This is a genomic window from Sphingomonas azotifigens NBRC 15497 (assembly GCF_002091475.1).
GTDB lineage: Bacteria > Pseudomonadota > Alphaproteobacteria > Sphingomonadales > Sphingomonadaceae > Sphingomonas > Sphingomonas azotifigens.
Genome location: NZ_BCTR01000044.1, coordinates 1 through 6750, shown reverse-complemented (window position 1 = coordinate 6750; position 6750 = coordinate 1). Strand labels below are relative to the sequence as shown.

The 6750-nt window shown below is 69.1% G+C and carries 5 protein-coding genes; 4 read left to right on the top strand and 1 reads right to left on the bottom strand.

The genetic code is table 11. The features are described from left to right. Positions 1 to 63 precede the first annotated feature (63 nt). Positions 64 to 1170, bottom strand: coding sequence for a phosphoribosylformylglycinamidine cyclo-ligase (gene purM, locus SAZ01S_RS15345; protein WP_084583153.1), 1107 nt, complete (start codon positions 1168 to 1170; stop codon positions 64 to 66). 64 nt (positions 1171 to 1234) lie between these two features. On the opposite strand from purM, the gene SAZ01S_RS15340 reads away from it, so the two are divergent. Genes SAZ01S_RS15340 through SAZ01S_RS15325 form a run of 4 tightly spaced genes read left to right on the top strand, consistent with a single transcriptional unit; the run spans position 1235 to position 6750 of the window. Continuing rightward, complete coding sequence (locus tag SAZ01S_RS15340; RefSeq protein ID WP_084583152.1) at positions 1235 to 2473, top strand: hypothetical protein; 1239 nt, start codon at positions 1235 to 1237, stop codon at positions 2471 to 2473. After that, the gene (locus SAZ01S_RS15335; RefSeq protein ID WP_084583151.1) at positions 2470 to 3084 is read left to right on the top strand and encodes a P-loop NTPase family protein; all 615 of its coding nucleotides are present in this window, start codon (positions 2470 to 2472) and stop codon (positions 3082 to 3084) included. The genes SAZ01S_RS15340 and SAZ01S_RS15335 overlap by 4 nt, the downstream gene beginning before the upstream one ends. After that, positions 3081 to 5249 carry an RNA degradosome polyphosphate kinase gene (locus SAZ01S_RS15330; protein ID WP_084583150.1) on the top strand — a complete coding sequence of 723 codons (2169 nt, stop codon included), beginning with the start codon at positions 3081 to 3083 and terminating at the stop codon, positions 5247 to 5249. The genes SAZ01S_RS15335 and SAZ01S_RS15330 overlap by 4 nt, the downstream gene beginning before the upstream one ends. 4 nt (positions 5250 to 5253) lie before the next feature. Further along, on the top strand, positions 5254 to 6750 hold the full coding sequence (locus SAZ01S_RS15325) for a Ppx/GppA phosphatase family protein (protein WP_084583149.1): 1497 nt from the start codon (positions 5254 to 5256) through the stop codon (positions 6748 to 6750).

Sequence of the window (6750 nt, the reverse complement as noted above, 5' to 3'; positions counted from 1 at the left end):
TCAGCCCCTCCCCCGACCCCTCCCGCAAGCGGGAGGGGAGCGCAGGTTGATAGCGCTCGGCAATCAGCCATGGTGCGTGGCGCTCCACGGCGCACGCGCGCTCCAGGTTTCGTCGCCGCCGACCACGGTGCAGCCGCGCTCGCCGGCTTCGATCGTGCCGATGGGGTACACCGTCTCGCCCGCCGCGGTCAGCGCTGCCGACACGGCCTCGGCCTGATCGGCGGCGACCACCGCGACCATGCCGATGCCGCAGTTGAAGGTCCGCGCCATCTCTTCGGGCTCGATATTGCCCTGCGCTTGCAGGAACGCCATCAGCCGCGGCAGCGGCCAGGCGTCGGCGTCGATGCGGGCATGGGTGCCCTCGGGCAGCACGCGCGGGACATTTTCCAGCAGACCGCCCCCGGTGATGTGCGCGAGGCCGTGGATATTGCCCTTGCGCAACTCGGGCAGCAGGCTGGCGACATAGATCCGAGTCGGCGCCATCAGCGCGTCGATCAGCAGCCGGTCCTGGTCGAACAGCGCCGGGCGATCGAGCTTCCAGCCCTTGTCCGCCGCGAGTCGCCGCACCAGCGAGAAGCCGTTCGAGTGCACGCCGTTCGAGGCGAGGCCGAGCAGCACGTCGCCGGGCGCGATCTTCTTGCCGTCGAGCAGCCGGTCGCGCTCGACCGCGCCGACGCAGAAGCCGGCCAGGTCATAGTCGCCGTCCGCGTACATGCCCGGCATCTCGGCGGTCTCGCCGCCGATCAGCGCGCAGCCGGCCTGGCGGCAGCCTTCGGCGATCGATGCGATCACCCGCTCGGCGACCGCGTTGTCGAGCTTGCCGCTCGCATAATAGTCGAGGAAAAACAGCGGCTCGGCACCCTGGACGATCAGATCGTTGGCGCACATCGCGACGAGGTCGATGCCGACGCCGTCATGATGGTTGTGCTCGATCGCCAGCTTCAGCTTGGTGCCGACGCCGTCGTTGGCCGCGACCAGCAGCGGATCGGTGAAGCCCGCCGCCTTCAGGTCGAAGATGCCGCCGAAGCCGCCCAGATCGGCGTCCGCGCCGGCGCGCCGGGTGGAACGCGCAAGCGGGCCGATCGCGCGCACCAGCGCGTTGCCTGCCGCAATCGAAACGCCCGCCTGGGCATAGGTGTAAGGGCCGTCGCCCGCCTTGGTCTCGCTCATGGGCGATGGCCCTAGCCATAACGCGCTTGGATTTCCACGCCCGGTTCGCCAAAAGGGCGCCCGCATGCAGTTCCGCCGTCCCAAAACCGTAATTGGCGCCGTTGCCGCGCTCGCGCTCGCCGGGGCGGGCATCATGGCGGCGCGCGGGCAGGGCGGGGCGCCCGCCGCGCCTGCGAGCACGATCGGCAGCTTCGAAGTGAGCGGGGTGAAGGTCGACGTCTCCGGCAAGACCGCCGACATCGCGCGGGAAGGCGGCTGGCGGATCGCGCAGCGCAAGGGCTGGTCGATGCTGTCGCAGCAGCTGACCGGCAAGCCGGGGTCGCTCTCCGACTCGGCGCTCGATTCGATCGTCACGGGCATCGTGGTCGAGCGCGAGCAGATCGGGCCGAACCGCTATATCGCCAGCCTCGGCGTGCAGTTCGATCGCGCCAAGGCGGGTTCGATCCTGGGCGTGTCGATCGCGGTGACCCATTCGCCGCCGATGCTGCTGGTGCCGCTGCAATATTCGGGCGGCGTCGGGCAGGTGTTCGAGCGCGACACCGCCTGGGCGCGCGCCTGGAACCGGCTCCGCGCCGCAGGCAGCACGATCGACTATGTCCGCCTGCGCGGCACGGGTGCCGACCGGCTGCTGGTCAACACCGGCCAGACGCTGCGCCATGGCCGCAACTGGTGGCGGACAATTCTCGACCAGTACGGCGCGGTCGACATGCTCGTCGCCGAGGTGCAGCTGCGCCGCGACTATCCGGGCGGCCCCATCGTCGGCATCTTCTCGGCGACGCATGGCCCGGACAAGACGCCGATCACCAGCTTCGCGCTGCGGATCGACAATGGCGACGCGATCGACGCGCTGTTCGACACCGCGGTCGGCCGTATCGACAAGGCCTATCAGGCCGCGCTGACCGACGGCCGCCTGCACACCGACGCGGTGCTTGCGGCAAGGCCGCCGGTCGCGCAGGCTGCCCCGGTAGAGCCCGAAGAGACCGCCACGCCGCTCGCGACGCCGAGCGCAGAGGCGAGCAGTGCCGCGACGACATCGCTATCGGTGCAGGTCGACACGCCGAACGCTGCCGCGGTCACCGCCTCGGAATCTGCCGTGCGCGGCGTGCCGGGCGTGCGCAGCGCCACGACGACGAGCCTCGCGCTCGGCGGCATCTCGGTGATCCGCGTGTCGTTCGACGGATCGCAGGCCGCACTGCGCGCCGCGCTCGAATCGCGCGGTTGGAGCGTGCAGGAAGGTCCCGGCGTGCTCCGCATCCGTCGCGGCGGCGCACCACAAGCATCGCCGACCCCCAAGGCGCAATGAGCCAGCTGCGCCTGCCGCTGGGCCTGCCGGAGGCGAGCGAGACGGACTTCCTGGTCAGCGACTCGAACGCCCGCGCCGTCCACCAGCTCGAACATTGGGCCACCTGGCCGGTGAGGGCCGGGTTGCTGGTCGGCCCGCGAAAGTCCGGCCGCAGCCTGCTCGCGCGGATCTTCGCGGCGAAGACGGGGGCCGCGATCATCGACGATGCCGAGCGTGCCGACGAGGCGGCGATCTTTCACGCCTGGAACCGCGCGCAGGGCGAACATCGGCCGTTGCTGATCGTCGCGGATGCCGCGCCGCCGGTCTGGGAGGTCCAGCTGCCGGACTTGCGCTCGCGCCTCGCGGCCTCGCCGCTGCTCGAGATCGGCCCGCCCGACGACGCGCTGATCCCGCTGCTGCTGGAACGCGTCTTCACCCGGCATCTGCTGCACGCGACGCCCGCCGTGATCGCCTGGATCGCCAAGCGGATCGAGCGCAGCCATGTCGCCGTCCTGCGCGTTGCCGATGTGCTGGAAATGGAGACCGACGGCCGTTTGTCGATCCCCCTGGTGAAGTCTACACTCCACGCTGCAAGCCTTTTGACGCATTCCGACGATAGCGAGAGCGAATGACCGAATCCGCCGCCCCCCAGACCATCGCCCCCGCCAATCCCAACGAAGCGCGCTACTTCAACCGCGAGCTCTCCTGGCTGGCCTTCAATCGCCGTGTGATGGAGGAGGCGTGCAACCCCGCCCATCCCTTGCTGGAGCGGCTGCGCTTCCTGTCGATCTCGGGCAGCAATTTCGACGAGTTCTTCATGGTCCGCGTGGCGGGCCTGATGGGCCAGCAGCTCCAGAACATCGACACGCGCTCGGCCGACGGCCTCACCCCCGCCCAGCAGCTGGAGGCGATCTCCGCCGAGGCGGCGACGCTCGCCGACGAGCAGCAGGCGGTGTGGGTCGACATCCGCGCGGAACTCGCGCTCGCCAATATCTTCGTGCTCGAAGCCGATGCGATCGAGGGCGAGACCGAGGACTGGCTCGCGAATCATTTCCGCGAGCAGATCTTCCCGATCCTCACCCCGCAGGCGCTCGATCCGGCGCACCCGTTCCCGTTCATCCCCAACCAGGGATCGAGCGTGATCTTCAATCTGCTGCGCACCTCGGATCGCGAGCCGGTGCAGGAACTGGTGATGCTGCCGACGACGCTCAAGCGCTTCGTCCGCCTGCCGGGCAGCCCGGCGCGCTATGTCGCGATCGAGACGCTGATCAAGCATTTCTGGGGGCTGCTGTTCCCCGGCTATGAGCGGCTCGCTGCCGCCACGTTCCGCGTGCTGCGCGACAGCGACATCGAGATCGAGGAAGAGGCCGAGGATCTGGTCCTCACCTTCCGCTCGGCGATCAAGCGGCGCCGCCGCGGCCGGGTGATCCGCCTGGAGATGGAGGAGGGCATCGCCCCCGACCTCGAGGCGGTGCTCAAGGAAGAGCTGGGCGGCAGCGATGCGCTGCTCACCGAAACCGGCGGTTTCCTCGGCGTCGGCGACCTGTCGATGCTGGTCGACGAGGATCGGCCGGACCTGAAGTTCACGCCCTTCTCGGCGCGCTTCCCGGAGCGGATCCGTGAATATGGCGGCGATTGCTTCGCGGCGATCCGCGCCAAGGACATCATCGTCCACCACCCGTACGAGACGTTCGACGTGGTGCTCAGCTTCCTGCAGCAAGCGGCAGCCGACCCGGATGTGGTGGCGATCAAGCAGACGCTCTATCGCGCCGGCAAGCAGCCCGCGGTGATCAACGCGCTGATCGCCGCCGCCGAGGCCGGCAAGTCGGTGACCGCGGTGGTCGAGCTCAAGGCCCGGTTCGACGAGGAGCAGAACCTCTACTGGGCGACCGCGCTGGAGCGCGCCGGCGTGCAGGTGGTCTATGGCTTCATCGACTGGAAGACCCATGCCAAGGTCTCGATGGTCGTGCGCCGCGAGGGCGACCGCTATCGCACCTACTGCCATTTCGGCACGGGCAACTACCACCCGATCACCGCGCGCATCTATACCGATCTCAGCTTCTTCACCGCCGATCCGCGGATCGGGCGCGATGCGGCGCAGATCTTCAACTACGTCACCGGCTATGTCGAACCGCAGCACCTCGAACTCCTCGGCATCAGCCCCCGCGACCTGCGCCATCGGCTGACCGACCTGATCGAGGAGGAGATCGCCCATGCCCGCGCCGGACGCCCCGGCACGATCTGGGCCAAGATGAACTCGCTGGTCGATCCGGCGATCATCGAGAAGCTCTACCAGGCAAGCGCTGCCGGCGTGCAGATCGAGCTGATCATTCGCGGCATCTGCTGCCTGCGCCCGGGCGTTGCCGGGATGAGCGAGAACATCCGCGTCAAGTCGATCGTCGGCCGATTCCTCGAGCACAGCCGGATCTGGGCGTTCGGCAACGGTAAGGTGCTGCCGAACGACGGCGCCAAGCTCTACATCTCGTCGGCCGACTGGATGCAGCGCAACTTCGATCGTCGCGTCGAGTTCATGTTGCCGCTGCTCAACAAGACCGTCCACGATCAGGTGCTCGACCAGGTGATGGTCGCCAACCTGCTCGACAACGAACAGAGCTGGCTGCTCGCGCCCGATGGCCATTATGATCGGGTCGTGCCCGGCGAAGACGGGGAATTCAATCTGCACCGCTATTTCATGACCAATCCCTCGCTTTCCGGTCGCGGCGCCGCGATGGGCACGCGCAAGCCGGTGCCGAAGCTCTCGCCGCGCAAGCAGCGGCTGGCGGCAAAGGGTGCCTGATCGGGTGGCCACGGTTCTGTTTCGTTCGCCGGGCGCGGTTACCAGGGACGCCCGGCCGCGCACCGCGATCATCGATATCGGTTCCAACTCGATCCGCCTCGTCGTCTATGAAGGCCCGGCGCGGCTGCCGGCGATCCTGTTCAACGAGAAAGTGATGGCCGGCCTCGGCAAGGGGCTGGCCGAGGCCGGCGCGATCCATGCCGGTGGGCTCGCCAGCGCGCGGGCGGCGCTCGGCCGCTTCGCATTGCTCGCCCGCGAGATGCAGGTGAGCGAGTTGCGCACGGTGGCCACTGCGGCCGTGCGCGATGCCTCGAACGGCGGCGAGCTGATGGCGATGGCGGAAGGCTTCGGGCTCGAGGTCGAATTGCTCTCGGGCGTGGAGGAGGCGACGGCCGCCGGCTTCGGTGTGCTGTCGGGCATTCCAGAGGCCGACGGCGTGGTCGGCGATCTCGGCGGCGGCAGTCTGGAACTGGTGCGCGTGGTTGCCGGCACCGTGACGGACCGGGTGTCGTTCCCGCTCGGGGTGCTGCGTCTCGGCGCGATTCGCGCGCGGGGCAAGGGCGTGCTGGAGCGTGAAGTCACGCGGCTGATCGATGCCGCGGGTTGGAAGGGGCGGGGGAAGAACCTGCCCTTCTACATGGTCGGCGGCTCCTGGCGCTCGCTCGCCAAGCTCGACATGCACCTCACCGACTATCCGCTGCCGATCGTCCATCATTACCCGCTGGCGATCGATCGGGTGGAGGAACTCGGTCGACGCGTCGAGGGGGCGACCAAGGCCGATCTCAAGACCGTGCCCGATCTGTCGAGCGCGCGTATCCCCTCGCTGGCGGATGCCGCGGCGCTGCTGGTGGCGGTGACCCGGCAGCTGGGCAGCAGCGGCACGATCGTATCGGCCTATGGCCTGCGCGAGGGGCTGTTGTTCCAGCGGCTGTCGGCGGAGGAGCGGTTGCAGGACCCGCTGATCGTGGCCGCGCGCGAGGAAGGCCAGCGCTCCGGTCGATTCCCCGAGCATGGCGACCTGCTCGATGCTTGGTTGGCGCCGCTGTTTCGCGATGGTCCGGAATGGGCGCGGCTGCGGCACGCCGCCTGCCTGCTCGCGGATGTTGGCTGGCGTGCCAATCCGGAATTCCGCGCCGAACGCGGCATGGAGATCGGGCTGCACGGCAATTGGGTGGGCATCGACGCGGCGGGGCGGGCGATCGTCGCGCAGGCGCTGTATACCTCGCTCGGCGGCGCGACCGACAGTCCGGCGCCGCTAGAACGGCTGGCGTCGGCCGAGGCGCTGGCAGAGGCCAAGCGCTGGGGGCTGGCGATGCGGCTGGGCCAGCGGCTGAGCGGCGGCGTCGCGCGCCCGCTGCGGCGCTCGCGGCTGCGGCTGGACGGCAATGCGCTGGTGCTCAGCCTCGCCGACGGCGACGAGCCGCTCTACGGCGAAGCAGTGGAGAAGCGCCACCGCGCGCTGGCGCTGGCGATGGCCAAGGAGCCGGTGCTGGAGACGTGA